The organism is Streptosporangium sp. NPDC023615, from assembly GCF_040640155.1.
Classification (GTDB): domain Bacteria; phylum Actinomycetota; class Actinomycetes; order Streptosporangiales; family Streptosporangiaceae; genus Streptosporangium.
Genome location: NZ_JBFABE010000062.1, coordinates 1 through 20,521, shown reverse-complemented (window position 1 = coordinate 20,521; position 20,521 = coordinate 1). Strand labels below are relative to the sequence as shown.

Sequence of the window (20,521 nt, the reverse complement as noted above, 5' to 3'; positions counted from 1 at the left end):
CGGACCGGCGGCCGGACCGCTCGCCCGGGGAGGACCCGCCCCCGGGCGATAAGCCCGCTCATCCGAGGACGTCCGGAGTGCCGTCGCCGGCCACCTCAGATCCGTCCCCGGCCGTGGCCGGGCGCACGACGACCGCGCCGGGGACGGGTCGCCGGGCGTCACACACCCGTGACGGTCCACTGGTTGTTGGCGTTGGCGTTGGGCGCCCACATGGCCACGTTGGAGCCGGCGGTGGCGTTGCCCATGCCGTCCAGGGCCGTGCCGGTGCCGCGGTTGACGATCTGGTTGCGGCCGTTGCCCGTGGGGTTGAGGCGCCACTGCTGGTTGTTGCCGCCGTTCCAGGCCGCCTGCCGGGCGACGGCGCCGTTGGCGGCGTTGCCCCAGCTGTCGACGACCATGCCGTTGGCGCGGTTGACGATGCGGTACCAGCCGCCGCCCAGGTCGACGAGCTGCCACTGCAGGTTGGCGCTGCCGTCGTAGTTCCACTGCTTGAGGTTCGACCCGGAGGCGACGTTACCGCCGCTGTCCAGGGCCAGGCCGGTGGTCCCGTTGGTGATCCGCACATAGGTGGGCTGCGGCGCGCCGGTCCCGGTCAGGCGGTACGTGCGGCCCGCCTGGCCGGTCAGCGCGACGACGTCGGCCTCGGGCTTGGTGACGGTGACGGCGGCGCCGCTCTCGGCGTCGACCACCTGGTGGGTGCCGGTGAAGATCCGGTTGCGGACGTTGACGGTCCCGTCGCGGTCGAACCTGACGAGGATCTCGGTGGCCGTGCCGGCGCTCCACGTCGTGTCCACGGTGTAGCCGCCGCGCCCCCGCAGGCCCCGCACCTTCCCGGCCGGCCAGGCGGACGGCAGCGCCGGGAGCACGTGCAGCTCGCCGTTGTGGCTCTGCAGCAGCATCTCCGCGATACCGGAGGTGGCGCCGAAGTTGCCGTCGATCTGGAACGGCGGATGCAGGTCGAACATGTTCGGCGCGAGCCGGGCCGTCGTCACCAGGAGACGGATCAGGGTGTGCGCGCGGGCGCCCTCCTCCATCCGCGCCCAGTAGTTGATCTTCCAGGCGAGCGACCAGCCGGTCCCGTCGTCGCCGCGCAACTCCAGGGTCCGCCGCGCGGCGTTGTACAGCGCCGGGGTGCCGCGCTTGGTGATCTGGTTGCTGGGGTGCAGGCCGTACAGGTGGGAGATGTGCCGGTGGGCGGGCTCGGTCTCGATCCAGTCGTACAGCCACTCCTGGATGTTGCCGCGCGAGCCGGTCTTCATCGGGGGGAGTCGGTCGCGGGTGGCCAGGACCCGCGTGCGGAAGTCGGCGTCGACGCCGAGCGCCTGGGCGGCCTTGGCGCAGCCGTTGAACAGGTCGCGCAGGATCTGGTTGTCCATCGTGGGGCCCGCGCAGACGGTGACACCGTTGTGGTGGGGCAGCTCCGGGGAGTTCGACGGGTTCGTGACCAGGAACCCCAGGCTCGGTTCCTGCACGAGGGTGTCGAGGAAGAACTGCGCGGCGCCCTTCATCGCCGGGTAGTACCGCCGCAGGAACTCGATGTCGCCGGTGAAGGTGTAGTGCTCCCAGATCAGGGTGGCCAGCCACGCGCCGCCGGTCTGCCACATGCCCCACGCCGCGCCGTCGACGACGGAGGTGGCCCGCCAGGCGTCGGTGTTGTGGTGGGTCACCCAGCCGCCGGCGTTGTACTGGACCTGGGCGGTGCGGGCGCCGGTGACCGTGAGATCGTTGATCATCGCGAAGACCGGGTCGAAACACTCCGACAGGTTCGTCGTGTCGGCCGGCCAGTAGTTCATCGGCAGGTTGGCGTTGATGGTGTACTTCGAGTCCCAGGCCGGCGCCAGCGAGTCGTTCCAGATGCCCTGCAGGTTGGCCGGCTGGGTGCCGGGCCGGGACGAGGAGATCAGCAGGTAGCGGCCGTACTGGAACAGCAGCACCGAGAACTGCGGGTCGTTGACGCCGTTGTGCTGCGCGATCCGCACGTCGGTCGGCTGGTCGGCCGCGGAGGTGCGGCCGAGCTCCAGCGTCGTGCGCCCGAACAGCCGCTGGTAGTCGGCCACGTGCCGGTCGCGCAGCTCGGTGAAGCTCCTGGCGGCGGCGGCGCCCAGGTGCTGCCGTGCGATGCCCTGGTGGTCGCCGCCGACGTCGCGGTAGTTACGGTAGCTGGAGCCGATGGAGATCAGCACCGTCACGCTGTTCGCGCCCGTCACCTGCAGCGTGCCGCCGGAGCTGGTGACGGTGCCGCCCTCGACGACGGCCTTGGCCAGGCCCGTGAACCGGACCGCGCCGGTCTTGCCCTCCATGCTGCCCGAGACGCCGCTGAGTGCCACCGTCGCGGAGTCCGGGCTGGACCGCGTGGTCTGCTGGGGGCTGTCGAACGTCGCGGAGAACGAGATCGAGCCGGGCCTGTCGGCGGTCAGGCGCATGACGATCACCTGGTCCGGCGCGCTCGCGAACGTCTCGCGCTGGTGGCGCACGCCGTTCTTCAGGTACGACACCGTCGTGGTGGCCGTGGTCAGGTCCAGGTAGCGGACGTACTCCGAGACCCCGGAGGCGTTGCCGAAGGCCAGCCGCAGGTTGCCGACGGTCTGGTAGGCGAGCTGGCCCGCGGGGCTGCCGAGCATGTTCTGGTCGATCAGGGTCTGGGCCTGGCCCCACTGGTTCTGGAAGACCAGCTGCCGGATCTGCCCGAGCGCCCCCGCGCCCCGGGGGTTGCTCTGGTCGTAGGGGCCGCCGGCCCAGACGGTGTCCTCGTTGAGCTGCAGCCGCTCGGTGTCGGCGTTGCCGAACACCATGGCGCCCAGGCGGCCGTTGCCGATCGGGAGCGCGCGCAGCCAGTCGTTGCCGGCGCTCTCGTCGTACCACAGCGCCAGGTCACCGGCGGCGCTCACCGCCGGAGGGGGCGCCGAGGCGGCCCGCGCGGCCGCCGTCCACTGCAGCGGTAACAGCATGGAGCCGGCTCCGGCCGCTCCGATCTGCATCAGTCGTCTGCGTGACAGGTGGTTCTCGTCGGACATGTCGTTCCCATCGGTAGGGGGTGCGGCGCCCGGAGGCGCCAGGGCGGAGGAACGGGAGGGGACGACCGGGGGAGGTCATTCCTGGACCTTGCCCCCGGTCAGTCGGGACAGGACGAGGGCGATGAGGATGATGGCGCCGTTGAGGGCCTGGATCCACTGGGCGGGCACGCCGGCCAGGGTGAGGACGTTCTGGATCATGTAGAGGAGCAGGATGCCGGTGAACGCGCCGAACATGGTGCCCTTGCCGCCGTTGAGGCTGACGCCTCCGATGACGGCGGCGGCGAACACGGTGAAGATGGCGCCGTCGCCCTGGGAGGCGGCCACCGAGGCCAGGCGTCCCGACAGCAGCAGGCCCCCGAGGGCGGCGAGCAGGCTCGCGCCCACCAGGGCGGTCCACAGCACCCGGCCGGTACGGATGCCGGCGGCCCTGGCCGCGTCCACGTTGCCGCCGATGGCGTACAGGGCGCGGCCGTAGCGGGTGAAGCCGAGCAGCACGACGCCGAAGGCGAACAGCAGCAGGCACAGCCAGATCGAGGCGGGCACGCCGAGCCACAGGGCCGAGCCGAGGTAGAGCATCGACGGCGGCAGGTTGAAGAAGGTCTGGCCGCCGGAGACGCCGGTGAGCAGGCCGCGCAGCACGATCAGCATGCCGAGGGTGACGATGAAGCCGTTGAGCCCGAACCGCACGATCAGCAGGGCGTTGACCGCGCCGATCAGCGCGCCGACGGCCAGCGTGACCGGGATCGCCCAGACGCCCGACAGCACGCCCAGCCCGGCGCCCGAGCCGACGGCGACGGTCAGCCAGGCGGCCACGCCCGGCGCCAGGCCGAAGGTCGACTCCAGCGAGAGGTCCATCTTGCCGGCGACCAGGACGATCGTCTGCGCCATGACCAGCAGTGACATCTCCGACATGGTCTGCAGGATGTTGATCAGGTTGTCGGCCTGCAGGAAGATCGGGTTGACGGTCTGGCCGACGACGGCGATCACGACGATCGCGGGGATCAGCGCGAAGTCGCGCAGCCCGGCCAGCCGCACCCGTGGCCGTTCCCGCCGGGGGGCGGCGCTCTCCGCGGCGGGCGTGAGGGTCTTCTCAGACATCGGGGTCATCGGGGACATCGAGGGTGTCGGGGGCGTGGGGGACATCGAGCCGGACTCCTTCCATGGCCGCCACCACGTCGTGGTCGTGCCATCCGGCGGCCATCTCCGCGACGAGACGGCCCTGGAACATCACCAGCAGCCGGTCGCACAGCCGCAGGTCGTCGAGCTCGTCGGAGGCGATCAGCACGCCGCTTCCCCCGGCGGCCGTCTCCTCCACCTTGCCGAGCAGGAACTCCTTGGACCTCACGTCCACCCCGGCGGTGGGGGTGATCAGTACGAGCAGCCGGGGGCCGGAGGCCAGCGCCCTGGCCATGACGACCTTCTGCTGGTTGCCGCCGGACAGGCCCGTCACGGGCAGGCCGGGGCCGGGGGTCTTGATCGCCAGATTGGTGATCAGGGTCCTGGCCAGCCGGTCACGCCGCCGGCCGCTGATCAGGCCGGCCTCGCCGAGCCGTTCGGGGACGGTCATGGTGGCGTTGTCGGCGATCGACATCATCGGGACGAATCCCTGGTGGTGCCGGTCGCGGGGGACGAGGCCGACACCCGCGGCGAGCGCGTCGGGCACGCTGCCGGGACGGGGACGGCGGCCGGCGACCTCGATCACGCCCGCTTCGGCCGCGCGCAGCCCGGCGACGGTCTCGGCCAGTTCGGTCCGGCCGCTGGCCGCCGCGCCCGCCAGGCCGACGATCTCGCCGGCCCGGACGGTGAGGTCGACCTCCCGGTAGGCGTCGCCGTACGACAGGCCGCGCACGCCGAGCACCTCGCCGGCGCCGGCGGGTACGGGCGCCCGGGGGAGTGCCTCGGTCAGGCCGGTGGCCTCCCCCGTCATCGCCGCCACCAGCTCGGCGCGCGTCAGGTCGGCCACCGCGGTGGTCAGGATGTGCCGGGCGTCGCGGAAGACCGTGACGGTGTCGCAGATCTCGTAGATCTCCTGCAGGTGGTGGCTGATGAACAGGAAGGTCACCCCCTGCTCCTGCAGGGCGCGGACGCGGGTGAACAGCCGGGTGATGGCGGCGGCGTCGAGCTGGGCGGTCGGTTCGTCGAGGACGATGAACCGGGCGCCGAAGGACAGCGCGCGGGCGATCTCCACGAACTGCCGCCGCTCGACGTCCAGCTCGCCGGCCGGCAGGCGTACGTCGACGTCCACCGACCAGTCGGCGAGCAGCGTGGTCGCCTTGCGCCGCAGCGCGCCCCAGCGGACCAGCCCGAACCGGTTCAGGTCGTGGCGGTTCAGGCAGAGGTTCTCCGCCACGCTCAGCTCGGGGATGATCGTGGACTTCTGGTAGACGCACGCCACCCGCCGCCGCCAGGCGTCGCGGTCGGCCGGGCGCGGGGCGGGTTCGCCGCCGAACCGCACCTCGCCCTCGTCGGGGGAGGTCAGGCCGGTGAGGATCGAGACCAGGGTGGACTTCCCGGCCCCGTTGCGGCCGACCAGGGCGTGGGTCCGGCCGGGCATGACCCGTATTCCGGCGCGGTCCAGCGCGACGGTCTCGCCGTATCGCTTGCTGACGCCCACCGCCTCGACGACAGGGGCGGGCGCCGGGTCAGCCGCCAAGGTTGTTGCCCCACAGCGAGGAGTCGTCCGCCTTGAGGCTCGGGACGCCGCCGTAGGTGCCGCCGTCGGCGGTGACCAGGGGCGCGGAGAGCTGGTCCTCCAGCAGGCCCGGACGCACCTGGACGATGGTGCTGTCGTGGTCGGTCGCGCCGGGCTTGAACGTCTTCCCCTCGATGGCGGCCTTGGTGTACTCCAGCGCGTACCTGGCGTACTGGTCGGCCGGTTGCGAGACGGTGGCGTCGATGTTGCCGGCGGCGATCTCCTTCAGCTCCTGGGGGATGCCGTCGTTGGAGATGACGAAGACGTGCTTGGGGTCGGCCGGCGGGACCAGCAGGCCGCGCTGCTTGAGCACCTGCAGGGTGCCCGCCAGGGCGAAGCTCGACTGCATGTAGACGCCCTTGATGTCGGGGTGGGCGGTGAGCTGCGTCTGGAGCTTCTGCGAGGCGACGGCGCCGTCCCAGTTGGTGGCCTCGCCGAACACCGTGACGCCGGGGTAGTCGGCCTTCATGCACTCGTTGAACGCCTCGGTGCGGTCGCGGCCGTTGATGGAGGCCAGGTCGCCCTGGAGCATCACGACCTTGCCCTTGCCGGACAGCTTCTCGCCGAGGAACCTGCACGCCTTCTCCCCGTAGGCCCGGTTGTCGGCGCGTACCACCATGTAGGCCTCGCCCTGCTCGGGGCGGGTGTCGACCATGACGACGGGGATCTTCTTGGCGGTGAGCTGCTGGAGGGTGGGCGCCACGGCGGCGGTGTCCTGCGGCGCCAGCACGAGCCCCTTGACGCCCTGGCCGACGAGGCTCTGCACGTTGGCGGTGAGCGTGGAGATGTCGTTCTGCGAGTTGGTGGTCTTCAGCTCCAGCCCGTTCTCGGCGCCGAACCGGGGGACGTAGGTGATGAAGGAGTTCCAGAAGTCGGTGTCGGAGCGGGGGTAGTCCACCCCGACGACCGGCCTGTCGCCTCCCGGGGCGGCCGCCGTGCCGCCGCCGGCGTCGCCCCCGCAGGCGGCGGCCGGACCGGCCGCCAGGGCGACGGCCGCCGCCAGGGCGAGTCCTCGTCTCATGGTCGTTCCTTTCCTGTGCTCGGTCGCAGCCGGAGGCCGTGCATGCCCCCGTCCACGGCCAGGTCGGTGCCGGTGGTCGAGCCGGAGAGAGGGCTCGCCAGGTAGGCGACGGCCTCGGCCACCTCGTCGGCCGAGACCAGGCGGCCCATGGGCTGGCGGGCGGCGAGCGCCCGGCGCTCCTCCTCGGGGTCGGGGGCGGCCTCCAGCAGCCGGTTCACCCACGGGGTGTCGGCGGTGCCGGGGTTGACGCAGTTGACGCGGACGCCGTCGGCGACCAGGTCGGCCGCCATGGCCCGCGTCATGGACAGCACCGCGCCCTTGGTGGAGGAGTACAGGACCCGCTGCGGCAGCCCGGCGGTCGCCGCGATGGAGCAGGTGTTCACGATCGCCGCGGCCCGCGAGGCCCGCAGGTACGGCAGCGCCGCCCTGGCCACCCGGACCATGCCGAACACGTTGACGTCGAAGACCCGGCGCCACTCGTCGTCGTCGTTGTCCTCGATCCCGCCCTGGGCGCCGATCCCCGCGTTGTTCACCAGGACGTCGATGCCGCCGAGCCGGTCCGCGGCCTCGGCCACGGCGGCCCGCACCGACGCGTCGTCGGTCACGTCGGCCCGGATGCCGAGCAGGGGCTCGGGCACGCCGGGGGACAGGTCGAGGCAGGCCACGCGGGCCCCTCTCCCGGCCAGCAGGGTGGCGGTGGCCAGGCCGATGCCGGAGGCGCCGCCGGTGACGACGGCCGCGAGCCCGTCGAAGGTGCCCATCACGCCACCTCTCCGGCGCCGGCGGCCGTGTCGAAGGCCGTGCCGAGGACCGCGCCGGTGCCGATGGCCGTGCCGGTGACCGCGCCGGTGGCCCACCGGGGGCCGTGCGGGTAGGCGTACTCGGCGCGCGACGCCGGGTGCATCTCGCCGCCCCCGCCCGGTTCGAGGGGAGCGACGTAGTGGCCGTCCACGATCACCACCGGGTCGGTGAAGTGCTCGTGCAGGTGGTCGACGTACTCGATGACGCGGTCCTCGACGGTGCCGCTGACGGCCACGTAGTCGAACATCGCCAGGTGCTGGACCATCTCGCACAGGCCGACGCCGCCCGCGTGCGGGCACACCGGCACCCCGAACTTGGCGGCCAGCAGCAGGATGGCGATGTTCTCGTTGACCCCGGCGACCCTGGCCGCGTCGAGCTGCAGGACGTCGATCGCGTCCGCCTGCAGGAACTGCTTGAACATCACCCGGTTGTGGGCGTGCTCGCCGGTGGCGACCCTGATGGGCGCGACCCGCCTCCGGACGGCGGCGTGGCCGAGCACGTCGTCGGGGGAGGTGGGCTCCTCGATCCAGTACAGGTCGAACTCGGCGAGCGGGGCCAGGCGTTCGATCGCCTGGCCGACGTTCCACGCCTGGTTGGCGTCCACGGCGATGCGCACGTCGGGGCCGACCGCCTCGCGCGCCAGCCGCACGCGCCGCACGTCCTCGGCCGGATCGGCGCCGACCTTCAGCTTGATGAGGCCGAACCCGTCGGCGACCGCCTCCTTGGCCAGCCGGACCAGTTTGTCGTCGGTGTAGCCGAGCCAGCCGGGGGTGGTGGCGTAGGCCGGGTAGCCCTCGGCCAGCAGGCGCGCGCGGCGCCCGGCGCGGCCCGGCTCGGCGTCGCCCAGGATGGTCAGCGCCTCCTGGCGGGTGAGCGCCTCCTCCAGGTAGCGGAAGTCGACGAGGTCGACGATCTCCTCCGGCGACAGCTCCGACAGCAGCCGCCACAGCGGCTTGCCCGCCCTGCGCGCGCGAAGGTCCCACAGGGCGTTGAGCACGGCCCCCGCCGCCATGTGGATGACGCCCTTCTCCGGGCCGAGCCAGCGCAGCTGGCTGTCGCCGGTGAGCCGGCGCGAGACCCCGCCGAGATCGCCGAGCACCTCCGCCACCGGCCGGCCGGCGACCAGCGGCGCCAGCGACTCCACGGCGGCGACGGCGAGCTCGTTGCCGCGCCCGACGGTGAAGGCGAGCGCGTGCCCCTCCTGCCCGCCGCCGGTCCGCACGATCACGTAGGCGGCGGAGTAGTCGGGTTCGGGGTTCATGGCGTCGGAACCGTCGAGGTGCCGAGAGGTGGGGAACCGGATGTCGTGGGCCTCGACCGCGGTGATCAGCTCCGTCACGGTGCCCCGTTCCGGCGATGGGTGCGCACGAAGGTCTACCTCCAGCGAATGTTTCCGGACGGTGAAGAAATTTTCACCACATGGACATGGGATGTCTTTGTAATCCGCCGCACGCGACGTGTCCAGACCCAGCGGCGAAATACCGCAAATATGATGAAAAAGCTGAATATTTCAGACGCCACTGTGCGCGCGTAGCCCACGCCGGTCTTGCGGTGGGCCGGCCTCTCGCGCGAACATGGGATGTCTGTTATGTTCCCGCGGTGACCCGCGTACCGATCGAGCGCTCCCGCGACCGGAGGCCGTGCCCATGTCCCTGACCGACGAGGCGATCTCCCGCATCCGGGCGCTCGTCCGGTCGGGCGACCTTCCCCCCGGGGCGCGGCTCCCCCCCGAGCACCAGCTCGCCGCCCAGCTCGGGGTCTCCCGCAACCCGTTGCGCGAGGCGGTCAAGGCGCTGGTCGTGGCCCGGGTGCTCGACGTGCGCCGGGGCGACGGCACCTACGTGACCAGCCTGGAACCGCGGTTGCTGCTGGAAGGGCTGGGGCTGGCCGTCGAGCTGCTGCGTGACGACACCCTGCTGGAGATCGTCCAGGTGCGGCGGATGCTGGAACCCGCCGCGACCGCGCTGGCCGCGTCCCGGATCTCCGCCGGACAGCTCGCCGAGGTCGGCGAGCACCTGGCCGCGATGCGCGCGGCCCGCGACGACGTGGAGAAGCTGAACCACCATGACGCCGCCTTCCACCACGCCGTGGTGCGGGCGGCCGGCAACGAGACGCTGTCCACCCTGCTGGAGGGGATCTCCGGCCGTACCCTGCGGATGCGGGTGTGGCGCGGCACGGTCGAGGCCGGCAGCTCGCACACGACCATCGCCGAGCACGAGGCGATCCACGACGCCCTGGCCGCCGGTGACGCGGCGCTCGCCCAGGCGGCGGCGCTGGTGCACATCGGCACGACCGAGACGTGGCTGCGCTCGGTGCTGGAGAACGTGGAGGGCTCCCCGGCCGGGGCCGACGGCGATCGGCCCCCCGCCGGCGCCGGGATCGCCGGCGGGCTCTGGCCGGAGCCGGCCGACGAGGGGACACGATGAGGATCCGCCTGGCCTACGGGGAGACCGGCCTGACGATCGAGCTGCCCGACGAGGCCACCACGGTGGTCACCCCCGTCCACCAGGCGGCCGCGCCCGACCAGACGGGCGCGCTGCGGGCGGCCCTGCGCCACCCGGTCTCCGGGCCGCCGCTGCGCGAGAGGGTACGGCCCGGCCAGACCGTCGCCATCTCGGCCTGCGACATCACCCGCCCCCAGCCGCGGCACCTGATGATCCCGGCGATCCTCGACGAGCTCGACGGCGTCGTCGACCCCGGCGACGTGACGATCCTCGTCGCGACCGGCACCCACCGCGGCAACACCGAGGCCGAACTGCGCGCGATGTTCGGCGACACGGTCGTGGACTCCGTGCGGATCGTCAACCACGACGCCCGCGACCCGGGATCGCTCACCTACCTCGGCCGCTTCGGCAAGGACGTGCCGGTGTGGCTGAACACCGCCTGGGTCGAGGCCGACGTGCGCATCACCACCGGCTTCGTGGAGCCGCACTTCTTCGCCGGCTTCTCCGGCGGCCCCAAGCTGGTCGCCCCCGGCCTGGCCGCGCTGGAGACCGTGCTCACCCTGCACGACGCCGCGCGCATCGGCGACCCCCGGGCCACCTGGGGAGTGATCGAGGGCAACCCCGTGCACGACGACGTGCGGGCCATCGCCGAGGGCACCGGGGTGACCTTCGCCCTCGACGTGATCCTCAACCGGGACAAGGACATCGTGGCGGCCTTCGGGGGCGACATCCTGCCCATGCACGCCGCCGCCACCGCCGCCGCCCGCCGGGTCGCCATGCGGCGGGTCGAGGAGCCCTTCGACGTGGTGGTCACCACCAACTCCGGCTACCCCCTCGACCAGAACCTCTACCAGTCGGTCAAGGGCATGTCGGCGGCGTTCCAGGTGGTCCGGCCGGGCGGTGTGATCGTCTGCGCCGCCGAGTGCCGCGACGGCTTCCCCGACCACGGCTCCTACCGTGAGGTACTGGCCTCGGAGTCCTCCCCGCGGGCGCTGCTCGACGCGATCGCCGCCCGGCCGGTGACCGTCCCCGACCAGTGGCAGGTGCAGATCCAGGCGCGTGTCCAGGCGGGCGCGCGGGTGGTGATGCACACCTCCCACCTCGGCGAGGCCGACCTGGCGGCCGCCCACCTGGAACGGACCGGCGACATCGCGGCCACGGTGACCGAGGCGCTGGCCGCCGCCGGGCCGGGCGCCCGCGTGTGCGTGCTGCCGGAGGGCCCGCAGACCATTCCCTACCTGTCCGGCGGCCGGCCATGAGCGAACGCGCCGTGGACGCCGTGGACGCCGTGGACGCGGTGGACCTGGGGTTCGCCCGGGTCGACGTGGACCGGGAGGCCCGCCAGGGGACGCCCGAGGTCGTCTACGGGCCGGGCAAGACCGCCGGGGAGGTCGCCGCCATCGTCTCCGCCCTGCTCGACCGCAACGTCGGCCCGGTGCTGGCCACGCGGGTCGAGGAGGCGGTCGCCGGGCCCGTCCTGGCGGCCGTGCCGGGAGGGTCGTACGACCCGGTGGCGCGGCTGCTGGTGTGGCGGCCCGTGGCGACCGGCGCCTTCGCGGTCGCGGTGGTCACGGCGGGCACCTCCGACGGGCCGGTGGCGGCAGAGGCGGCGGCCGTGGGCCGGGCGCTCGGGCTGGACGTCACCGTGATCCGCGACGTGGGCGTGGCCGGCATCCACCGGCTGCTCGCCGAGACCGGGCGGCTGCGCGCCGCCGACGCGGTGATCGTCGTCGCGGGCATGGAGGGCGCGCTGGCCAGCGCCGTCGGCGGTCTCGTGGCGGCGCCGGTGATCGCCGTGCCCACCTCCGTCGGGTACGGCGCGGCCCTGGAGGGCGTCACCGCCCTGCTGGCGATGCTGTCCTCGTGCGCCGCCGGCCTCACCGTGGTCAACATCGACTCCGGCTTCGGCGCCGCCATGGCCGCCCACCGGCTCGCCCGCGCCGCCGCCCGCCGTGCCGCCCCGGCCCCGCCCGTCGCGTCCTCCCCGTCCCCGGCCGCCGCGCCCACCCCGCTCCCGGCGGGCGGGGCGGCGGCGGAGCAGGGGGACGGGCCGTGATCTGCTGGATCAACCCGTTCACCGGGCTGGCGGGGGACATGTTGCTGGCGGCGCTCGTCGACGCCGGGGCACCGCCGGACGGCATCCGCGCGGCGGTGGGATCGACCGGCCTGACCGGGTGGGAGCTGACGGCCGGGCGGGTGCTCACCCACGGGCTGGCGGCGACCCGCGTACGGGTCACGGCCACCGACACGGCCACCGAACGGCGGGCGGCCGAGCTGATCTCCATGGCCGCGGCCGCCCGGCCGGAACCGGTCGCCGCCCTGGCCACCGCCGCGCTGCGGGCGATCACCGAGGCGGAGGGGGCGATCCACGGCACCGACCCCGGGCGGGTGCACCTGCACGAGCTGGGCGGCCACGACGCGCTCGTGGACATCGTCGGCGTGGCCGCCGCGCTGCACCTGCTCGGCGTCACGGACGTGCACTGCGCCCCGATCCCCCTCGGCACCGGCACGGTGACCACCCGCCACGGCGTGCTGCCCGTACCGGCCCCCGCGACCGCGGCCCTGCTGCGCGGGGCGGTGGTGACCGGCTGCGACCTGCCCGGGGAGACCGTGACCCCCACCGGGGCGGCGCTGCTGCGCGCCATGGGGGCGCGCCACACCCCGCCGCCGGCGATGATCCCGGTGGCGACCGGCTACGGCGCGGGCACCCGTGAGCTTCCCGACCGCCCGAACGTCGTCGCCGTCACCGTCGCCGAGCCCGCCCGCGACGCCGGCACCGAGTCCCTGGTCGTCCTGGAGACCAACCTGGACGACGTCACCGGCGAGGTGCTCGGCCACACGATCGCACGGGCCCTCGACACCGGCGCCCTGGACGCCTGGGTCACCCCGGCCGTCATGAAGAAGGGCCGGCCCGCGCACGTGCTGCACGTGCTGTGCCGCCCCCTCGCCGTACCGGCCCTGCGCGAGCTGGTCCTCGCCGAGACCGGCGCGCTCGGCGTGCGCGAGGTCGCGGTCGGGCGCACGGCCCTGCCCCGCCACACCGTCGAGGTGGACCTGGCCGGCCATCGCGTGCGGGTCAAGCACGGTCCCCACTCGGCCAAACCCGAACACGACGACGTGGCCGCCGCCTCGGCCGCCCTCGGCCTGTCCCTGCGCGAGACGGCCGCCCGCGCGCTGCGGTCGGCCCGCGAACGGCGCCCGGCGCAGGAGGAGGGAGCGGGATGAATCCCGACGCCAGGATCGACGCACTGCTCGAACGGCTGGCGGCCCTGCCCTCGCTCGCCGTCGCCTTCTCCGGCGGGGCCGACTCCGCGCTGGTGCTGGCGGCGGCGGTCCGGGCGCTCGGGACGGGGCGGGTGCTGGCCGTGACGGCGGTCTCCGACAGCCTGGCGGCCGAGGAACGCGACACGGCCCTGCGGTTCGCGGCCTCCCTCGGCGTCTCGCACCTGCTGCCGGCCACCGCCGAGACGGCGAACCCCGGTTACCGCGCCAACGGCCGCGACCGCTGCTACTTCTGCAAGTCGGAGGTGCTCGACGTGATCGGCCGGGTGGCGGGGGAGCACGGCTTCGCGCACGTCGCCACCGGCACCAACGCCGACGACGCCGTCGACCCGTTCCGGCCGGGGATCAGGGCCGCCGACGAGCGCGGGGTGATCGCCCCGCTGCGCGACGCCGGAATGACCAAGGCCGAGGTACGGCGGACCGCCAGGGCGTGGGGGCTGGCCGTCTGGGACAAGCCGGCCGCGCCCTGCCTGGCCAGCCGGATCGCCTACGGCGTGGAGGTGACGCCGGCCCGGCTGCACCGGGTCGAGACGGCCGAGCGGGCGGTGCGCCGCCTGCTGGCCCGGGCCGGCCTGCTCGTCACCGACCTGAGGGTGCGCGACCTCGGCGACCGGGTGCGGGTGGAGCTGGACGCCGGCCTGACGTCGCGGGCCGCCGCCTTGGCGGGCCTGGTGCCGGCCGTGCGCGAGGCCGGCTTCCCCGGCGCCGAGGTGGAGGTGTCGGCCTTCCGCTCCGGGGCACTGAACATCGAGCCGCTCCGCCCGTGACCGGCCGGGCGTGCCCCGCGCGCGGGGACGCGCGCGGGGCACGCCCGGCCGGCCGGGAGCGCCGCGGTACGGGCCGGTGGGGCCCGCGTCGTGGATTCACCCCGGCGTCGGACGCCGGCCGTCCACGACCAGGGGGGCCAGTGGGCGCTGCCGCTCGACGTGGCCGTTGTCGGACCCCGGCAGCAGCCGCCGCCCGGCCTGTTCGGGCCGGACGCCGGGACCGTCGGCCGTCAGGGTGCCCGGCAGGCGGGTGAGCCCCCCGATGGCGTCCTCGTCGATCGCGAGACCCAGGCCGGGCGAGTCCCCGAGCAGGAACGCGCCGCCCTCGACGCTCAGGTCGACCGACACCCCCACCGGTGGCCGCAGGTCCTGCAGCTCGCTGACCAGGTGGTTCGGCACCGACGTCGCGGCGTGCAGCAGGCCGACCGGGATGTTGCCGATCGGGCTGACCGGCAGGTCGTGGGCGTGCGCCAGGGCCGACACCCGCAGGAAGTGGGTGACCCCCCAGACCGAGGCCGTCTGGACGATGTCGACGGCCCCCGCGGCCAGCAGCGGACGGTACTGCTCCAGCCCGGTGAGGTTCTCCCCGGTGGCGACCGACGCGCGGATCCCGCGGCCGACGACGGCCAGGCCCTCGGCGTCCCAGCGCCGGACGGGCTCCTCGATCCAGATGAGGTCCAGGGTGCGCTCGAGCTCGTGCACGTGCCGGATCGCCTGCTTGCGCGACCAGGACTCGTTCACGTCGAGCATCAGGCCCGGCCGCGTGCCGCGTGCGGCCTCGGTCAGGACCTCCTGGACCAGCGTCAGGCGGTGCCGGTCCCGCTCGATGTCGAGGCCCCCCTTGATCTTGGCCGCCCGCAGGCCGTGCCGGGCGTAGACCTCGTACGCCGAGACGAGCTCGTCGTCGGTCAGGCCGATGTCCAGGCCCGAGGCGTAGGCGGGAACCCGCCTGTCGCGCCCGCCCAGCAGGCGCCAGAGCGGCTCGCCGGCCGCCTTCGCCTTGATGTCCCACAGGGCGGTGTCGAGCGCGCCGATGGTGCCGAACACCGCGCCCGCGTGACCCGCCTTGAAGGTCTGCCGCAGCATGCGGTCGTACAGCGCCGTGACGCCGCGCGGGTCCTCACCCTCGATGGCGGCGAAGACGCAGTCGAGCTCCACGCGCGGCCCTATGCCGGCGCCGGTGATCCCCTCGTCGGTGTCCACCATGATGATCGACACCGGGACGGTCCCGTCGGCGTAGACGCCGTTGGCGTCGCCGACCGGACGGTCCCATTCCTGGACCGTCGTCAACGTGCGATACCCCGAGATACGCATGTCAGCCCTTCGTGGAACCGGCGGTGACACCGTCGGCGATCTGGCGTTGGAGAAACAGGTAGACCATCAGCACCGGTACGGCGGCGATCAGGACCCCGGCGGCGAAGGTGGGGATGTCGTCGGAGTACTGCCCGCGCAGCGAGGTGACCCCGACCATGAGGGTGCGGTGGTCGGCCGACGGCATCATCAGCAGGGAGATGAGGACGTCGTTCCAGCAGAACAGGGCGTTGAGGATGCCGACCGACAACAGGGCCGGGGTGCCCATCGGCAGCATGACCCGCCGGTAGACGCCGTAGGTGGTGTTCCCGTCGATCCTCGCCGCGTCGACGATCTCCCCCGGAACGGTCCTGTAGTAACTCGTCATCAGGAAGATCGTGAAGGGGAGGAACTGCGCGACGTAGGCCAGGATCAGCCCCGGGTAGGTGTCGATGAGGCCGGTGTCCGCCATGACCCGGGCGAGCGGCACCATGATCACCTGGAACGGGATGAACAGGGCCGCGAGACAGCCCAGGAAGAGCGCCTTGGAACCGCGGAACCGCAGCTGGCTCAGCGCGAAGCCCGCCATCGACCCCAGCAGCAGCAGGACGACCACCGAGATCGTCACCACGACGAGCGAGTTGGCGAAGTACCGCGCCATGCCGACGCTGTTCCACGCGGTGGCGATGTTTTCCCACTGCAGGGAGGTCGTCGGGGAGAACCGGTCGAGGACGTACTCGCGCCGGCTCTTCATGGCGACGTTGGTGGTGAACACCAGGGGGTAGATCGTCGCCAGCGCGAGGAGCGCCATCGGGACGGCGACCACCCACCTGGTCAGGCGGCTGCCGGACATCAGTCCTCCCTTCCGGCGCGGCGGAGCACGCTGATCTGCATGAGCCCCACCACGAGCATGACGAGGAAGAGGACCGTCGACGCGGCCGAGGCGAGCGCGGGGCGGTTCATCTGCCCCTGCTGGATCCAGACGTAGTACTCCGGCAGGTAGGTGGACCCCTCCGGGCCCCCGCTGGTCATGACGTACAGCAGGCCGAACATGGACGTCAGCATCCCGATCATCGTGGTCACGAAGACGAACTGGATGGTGCGGGTCAGGCCCGGGATGATCACGTGGCGGATGATCTGGGGGAGCGACGCGCCGTCCACCCGGGCCGCGTCCAGGAGCGCGGGGTCCAGGGTGGCGAACCCGGCGAGGAACACCACCAGGGACATCCCGAAGGTCGCCCAGACGTGCACGCCGACGACCGCGAACATCGCGACGTCCGGGTCGCCGAGCCAGTCGACCGGGCCGGCGCCGATCGCCGCGAGGGCGGTGTTCAGCGGGCCGTCGAAGGCGAGCAGGAGGTTGAAGATCGCACCGATGATCACCGGTGAGAGCACGGCCGGGAAGAAGTAGACGCCGCGGAAGACCCGGTGCCCGGGAACGCGCAGGTAGATGAACGTCGCGAGCAGGCCGGGGATGGCCACCGCCACGGGAAGCAGCAGCACCAGCAGCCCGACGTTGCGCAGCGCGCTCTGGAACGTCGCGTCCTGGAACATCTCCACGTAGTTGTCGAGGCCGACCATCGTCCCGTTGCGCTCGCCGTCGCCCGTGAAGGAGAAGTTGACGCCCATCAGCAGCGGCCACAGCCGCAGCGCGACGATGATCAGTACGGCCGGGGCCACCAGGACGTAGGGCGCGAGGCGTTCGGAACGCAGCGCGCGGGAGGCCGGCCGGGAGGCGGTCGCGGTGTCACCGCGGCGCGCCCGCCGGCCGGTCTCCCCCCCGCCGGTCCGCCCGGGGCCGACCGGGCGGACCAGCGGTGACGAGTCTCGGATCGGCACGCGATCAGCTCGCCCGATCCGAGGCGGCCAGCTGCTCCACCACCTCGTCGACGGTCGCCGATCCGCTCAGGAGCTGCTGGGACAGCCTGCCCATCAGGTCCAGCGTCTTGGAGGACAACGCGACGTGCAGGGCGGGCTTGCCGGCCTTGAGCTGGGAGACGATCGTGCCGACGGCCGCGGGGCCCTGCGACACGTCGATCGTGGTGTCGGACGCGATCGCGCCGGCCTCGGAGTAGAAGGAGGTCAGGGCGTCGGTCGTGGTCAGCGACCGCACCATGTCGGCGGCCAGCCCCGGGTCCTTGGCCCACTTCGCGACCGCGTAGCCGATGCCGCCGTCGTAGGCGAGGCTCGGGGTGGTCCCGTCGGTGACGACCGGGGACGGCATGACGCCGACCTTGTCGGGCCCCAGGAACTCGCTGAAGTCCTTCCAGTGCCCGATGTCCGACATCAGGCCGATGATGTGGGCGGCCTTGCCGGAGTTGAAGATCGTGAAGGCGTCGTTGAACATCGCGGTCGAGTTGGCCCCGTCGTTGTTCAGCTTCGCGTCACCGGCGTCCTTCCACAGCTTGAAGATCTTCTTCACGCTGGGGGAGTCCCAGTCGCGCTTGCCGGCGATCCAGTCGTCGTACTCCTGCGAGGTCATGATGCCCGAGCCGAGGCCCGACATGAAGAACTGGATCCCGGCGCCCTCCTTGTTGCCGAGCGCGAAGCACCTGGCCCCGGTCTTCTGCTTGATGACGGCGCAGTCGCCGATGAACTTCTCCCAGGTCGTGGCGGGGGTGGCGAGCCCTGCCTTCTCGTACAGCGTCTTGTTGTAGTAGATCGGGTGGCCCTGCAACGTCACCGGGGCGGCGTAGACCTTGCCGTCCTTGCTGAACGCGTCCCAGCCCGCCAGGCGCTCCTTGTCCTCGGCCAGGTACTGGTCGAGCGGCAGGAGCGCGTCCACGCGGTCGCGGATCTGGCCGCCCCCGTTGAAGAGCATGACGTCCGGTCCCGCACCGGACTGGATGGCCGCGCCCAGCAGGGTGTAGTACTGGTCGAACGGCTGGGCCACGAACTCGACCGTGACACCGGGGTGCTTCTTGGCGAAGTCGTCCTTCGCCTTCTTGACGTAGGAGGCCGCGGCCGCGTCACCGGACTTCCAGTCCCAGACCACGAGCTTCGTGACCTTGCCGGAGTCGCTCGGCGACGACGCGGGACGGCTGGCGCTTCCGCAGCCGGCCAGGGCCAGCCCCGTGACCAGGACGGCGGACCACACTATTCGCTGCTTCATCGATGTTCACTCTCCAGAGGACGGCCGGCTCGCCCGGCCGCGATGTGAGGCGAAACGTAATTCGTATGACGTCTTACGTCAATATGTGTGTCATATACTGATGTTGAAATGTGGCGCCGTCCGCGGCAGCGGAGGAGATATGACGACATCGCAGGAGTCGCCGCCGGGCGTCGCGTCCCCGCCGGCATGGGTGCGCCGCCCGGCCAACCTCGCGAGGGCGGTGACGGCCGAGCTGGTGGAGCGCATCGTCCGTGGAGTGCACCCCCCGGGCACGCCGCTGCCCGCCGAACCCGCGCTCTGCGACGCCTTCGCGGTGAGCCGGACCGTCGTCCGCGAGGCGTTGAAGATCCTTCAGGAGAAGGGGCTGGTGCAGATCCGCCAGGGCAGCGGCACCGTCGTCACCCAGCCGACGATGTGGGACATGCTCGACGAGCACGTCCTCGCGGCGAGCATCGCCCAGGACGAGGGCCTGGCCATCCTCGACGACCTCGTCGTCACCCGGCGCGTGCTGGAGTCCGACATGGCGAACCTGGCCGCCCGTCTCGCGGGCCCGGACACCGTCGACCGGCTGCGCGCGCTGGTGGACCGGATGGACGAGCTCGTGGACGACCACGTCACGTACGCCAAGCACGACCTCGCCTTCCACGACACGATCATGCAGGCGTCCGGGAACCGGATCGCCCGTGGCGTGGTGCGGGCCCTGGAGAGTCAGGTCGTCAACACCGCCCGCTACATGGGCCAGCCCCAGCGGGCCCTGTGCGTGGCCTCCAACCTCGGCCACCGCCGCATCTACGAGCGCATCGCCGCCCACGACCCCGGCGGCGCCGCCGAGGCGATGTTCACCCACATCACCGACGCCTGGATCGTCCGTCGCGGCGGGCCGGACGAGCCCGTGCGCCTGGAGCGCTGAACGCGGACCCCGCCCGGCCGGGACGCGGCGTCCGGAGACTTTCCCCCGATCCGATGAATCCGCCAGGCCCGGCCCGACGGGCGTGCCTGCGAACCACGTGAAAGAAGGCGTTTCGTGAAACTGTTGCGGGTGGGTCCGCCGGGCCGGGAGCGGCCCTGCGTCATGGGCCCCGACGGCAGGACGCTGGACCTGTCGGGTCTGACGGCCGACATCGACGGCGCGTTCCTCGCCGGAGGAGGCGTCGAGCGGGTACGGTCCGCCCTCGCCGGGGGCGCCCTGCCCGAGGCCGGGCCGTACGAGCGGATCGGCGCTCCGGTCGCCAGGCCGGGGAAGATCATCTGTATCGGGCTGAACTACTCCGACCACGCCGAGGAGACCGGCGCCGCCGTCCCCGCCGAGCCGGTGGTCTTCATGAAGGCGCCCAACACCGTCGTCGGCCCCGAGGACGAGGTCCTGGTGCCGCGCGGCAGCGTGAAGACCGACTACGAGGTCGAGCTGGCGGTGGTCCTGGGCGGCACGGCCCGCTACCTGTCCTCCCCGGTGGAGGCGGCGGGCGTGATCGCCGGGTACGCGATCGCCAACGACGTCTCCGAGCGGGAGTTCCAGAACGAACGCGGCGGCCAGTGGGACAAGGGCAAGTCGTGCGAGACGTTCAACCCGCTGGGACCCTGGCTGGTCACGCCGGACGAGGTGGGCGACCCGCAGGCGCTCGGCCTGCGCCTGTGGGTCAACGGCCGGCTCCGCCAGAACGGCAGCACCAAGAATCAGATCTTCGGGGTTCATCACGTGATCTGGTACCTCAGCCAATTCATGGTCCTGGAGCCGGGCGACGTGGTGAACACCGGCACCCCCGCCGGGGTCGCCCTGGGCATCGGCCCGGAGGCGTACCTGCGCGCGGGCGACGTGGTCGAGGTCGAGATCGACGGCCTGGGCCGCCAGCGCCAGCGGATGGGGCAGGCGTGAGAGCGGACGGAACGCTCCCCGGCCGCGTGTGAGCGACCGTCCCGGGGCGGCGGGACCGCCCCGGGGAGGACCGTCCCGGGTGAGTGCATGAGAGACGACCGGCTCAGCCGCGCAGGCTCCAGCGCTGGTTGGTGCCGCCGTTGCAGGCCCAGAGGATGAGCTTGGTGCCGTTGGCCGTACCGGCCGCGTTGGCGTCGAGGCACTTGCCGGACTGCACGCCGGTGA

The 20,521-nt window shown here is 72.7% G+C and carries 18 protein-coding genes; 7 read left to right on the top strand and 11 right to left on the bottom strand.

What is annotated here, in order from left to right; all coding sequences use genetic code 11:
* Window positions 1-158 precede the first annotated feature (158 nt).
* The 6 genes from AB0G16_RS30720 to AB0G16_RS30695 all read right to left on the bottom strand — a co-directional run bounded on the left by AB0G16_RS30720 (window position 159) and on the right by AB0G16_RS30695 (window position 8,867).
* Window positions 159-3,014, bottom strand: a complete 2,856-nt coding sequence (locus tag AB0G16_RS30720) for a glycoside hydrolase N-terminal domain-containing protein (protein ID WP_362812765.1) — start codon at window positions 3,012-3,014, stop codon at window positions 159-161.
* 75 nt (window positions 3,015-3,089) lie between these two features.
* A complete protein-coding gene (locus tag AB0G16_RS30715; protein ID WP_362812762.1) occupies window positions 3,090-4,112 on the bottom strand; it encodes an ABC transporter permease in 1,023 nt (340 codons plus the stop codon).
* Window positions 4,105-5,667: a sugar ABC transporter ATP-binding protein gene (locus AB0G16_RS30710; protein WP_362812759.1), complete on the bottom strand. Its 1,563-nt coding sequence runs from the start codon at window positions 5,665-5,667 to the stop codon at window positions 4,105-4,107. The genes AB0G16_RS30715 and AB0G16_RS30710 overlap by 8 nt, the downstream gene beginning before the upstream one ends.
* Window positions 5,657-6,727: a sugar ABC transporter substrate-binding protein gene (locus AB0G16_RS30705; protein ID WP_362812756.1), complete on the bottom strand. Its 1,071-nt coding sequence runs from the start codon at window positions 6,725-6,727 to the stop codon at window positions 5,657-5,659. The genes AB0G16_RS30710 and AB0G16_RS30705 overlap by 11 nt, the downstream gene beginning before the upstream one ends.
* Window positions 6,724-7,488, bottom strand: a complete 765-nt coding sequence (locus AB0G16_RS30700) for an SDR family oxidoreductase (RefSeq protein WP_362812752.1) — start codon at window positions 7,486-7,488, stop codon at window positions 6,724-6,726. The genes AB0G16_RS30705 and AB0G16_RS30700 overlap by 4 nt, the downstream gene beginning before the upstream one ends.
* Window positions 7,488-8,867, bottom strand: a complete 1,380-nt coding sequence (locus AB0G16_RS30695) for an enolase C-terminal domain-like protein (protein ID WP_362812749.1) — start codon at window positions 8,865-8,867, stop codon at window positions 7,488-7,490. Before AB0G16_RS30695 ends, AB0G16_RS30700 begins: the two co-directional genes overlap by 1 nt.
* Window positions 8,868-9,174: 307 nt before the next feature.
* Here AB0G16_RS30695 and AB0G16_RS30690 point away from each other — a divergent pair, with 307 nt between their 5' ends.
* From AB0G16_RS30690 to larE, 5 genes are read left to right on the top strand one after another with little or no spacing between them, the layout of a single operon-like run.
* Window positions 9,175-9,954: a FadR/GntR family transcriptional regulator gene (locus AB0G16_RS30690; RefSeq protein WP_362812746.1), complete on the top strand. Its 780-nt coding sequence runs from the start codon at window positions 9,175-9,177 to the stop codon at window positions 9,952-9,954.
* Window positions 9,951-11,231, top strand: coding sequence for a nickel-dependent lactate racemase (gene larA / locus AB0G16_RS30685; protein WP_362812744.1), 1,281 nt, complete (start codon window positions 9,951-9,953; stop codon window positions 11,229-11,231). The genes AB0G16_RS30690 and larA overlap by 4 nt, the downstream gene beginning before the upstream one ends.
* Entirely contained in the window at window positions 11,228-12,028 is an 801-nt protein-coding gene (gene larB, locus AB0G16_RS30680) for a nickel pincer cofactor biosynthesis protein LarB (RefSeq protein WP_362812741.1), read from the top strand. Before larA ends, larB begins: the two co-directional genes overlap by 4 nt.
* Window positions 12,025-13,197, top strand: coding sequence for a nickel pincer cofactor biosynthesis protein LarC (gene larC, locus AB0G16_RS30675; RefSeq protein ID WP_362812738.1), 1,173 nt, complete (start codon window positions 12,025-12,027; stop codon window positions 13,195-13,197). Before larB ends, larC begins: the two co-directional genes overlap by 4 nt.
* Entirely contained in the window at window positions 13,194-14,021 is an 828-nt protein-coding gene (larE, locus tag AB0G16_RS30670; RefSeq protein ID WP_362812735.1) for an ATP-dependent sacrificial sulfur transferase LarE, read from the top strand. The genes larC and larE overlap by 4 nt, the downstream gene beginning before the upstream one ends.
* 96 nt (window positions 14,022-14,117) lie before the next feature.
* Here larE and AB0G16_RS30665 read toward each other — a convergent pair whose 3' ends face one another.
* Genes AB0G16_RS30665 through AB0G16_RS30650 form a run of 4 tightly spaced genes read right to left on the bottom strand, consistent with a single transcriptional unit; the run spans window position 14,118 to window position 18,423 of the window.
* A complete protein-coding gene (locus AB0G16_RS30665) occupies window positions 14,118-15,311 on the bottom strand; it encodes a mandelate racemase/muconate lactonizing enzyme family protein (RefSeq protein WP_362812732.1) in 1,194 nt (397 codons plus the stop codon).
* 25 nt (window positions 15,312-15,336) lie between these two features.
* Entirely contained in the window at window positions 15,337-16,164 is an 828-nt protein-coding gene (locus tag AB0G16_RS30660; RefSeq protein ID WP_362812729.1) for a carbohydrate ABC transporter permease, read from the bottom strand.
* Window positions 16,164-17,150: a sugar ABC transporter permease gene (locus AB0G16_RS30655; protein ID WP_362812726.1), complete on the bottom strand. Its 987-nt coding sequence runs from the start codon at window positions 17,148-17,150 to the stop codon at window positions 16,164-16,166. The genes AB0G16_RS30660 and AB0G16_RS30655 overlap by 1 nt, the downstream gene beginning before the upstream one ends.
* A gap of 4 nt (window positions 17,151-17,154) precedes the next feature.
* Window positions 17,155-18,423: an extracellular solute-binding protein gene (locus AB0G16_RS30650; protein WP_362812722.1), complete on the bottom strand. Its 1,269-nt coding sequence runs from the start codon at window positions 18,421-18,423 to the stop codon at window positions 17,155-17,157.
* Between the two features lie 139 nt (window positions 18,424-18,562).
* Between AB0G16_RS30650 and AB0G16_RS30645 the strand changes: the two genes are divergently transcribed.
* Together AB0G16_RS30645 and AB0G16_RS30640 are read left to right on the top strand one after the other, a co-directional pair.
* A complete protein-coding gene (locus tag AB0G16_RS30645) occupies window positions 18,563-19,333 on the top strand; it encodes a FadR/GntR family transcriptional regulator (RefSeq protein ID WP_362812719.1) in 771 nt (256 codons plus the stop codon).
* A gap of 114 nt (window positions 19,334-19,447) precedes the next feature.
* Complete coding sequence (locus tag AB0G16_RS30640) at window positions 19,448-20,296, top strand: fumarylacetoacetate hydrolase family protein (RefSeq protein ID WP_362812716.1); 849 nt, start codon at window positions 19,448-19,450, stop codon at window positions 20,294-20,296.
* Window positions 20,297-20,399: 103 nt separating this feature from the next.
* Here AB0G16_RS30640 and AB0G16_RS30635 read toward each other — a convergent pair whose 3' ends face one another.
* A complete protein-coding gene (locus AB0G16_RS30635; protein WP_362812827.1) occupies window positions 20,400-20,513 on the bottom strand; it encodes an RICIN domain-containing protein in 114 nt (37 codons plus the stop codon).
* Window positions 20,514-20,521: the final 8 nt, after the last annotated feature.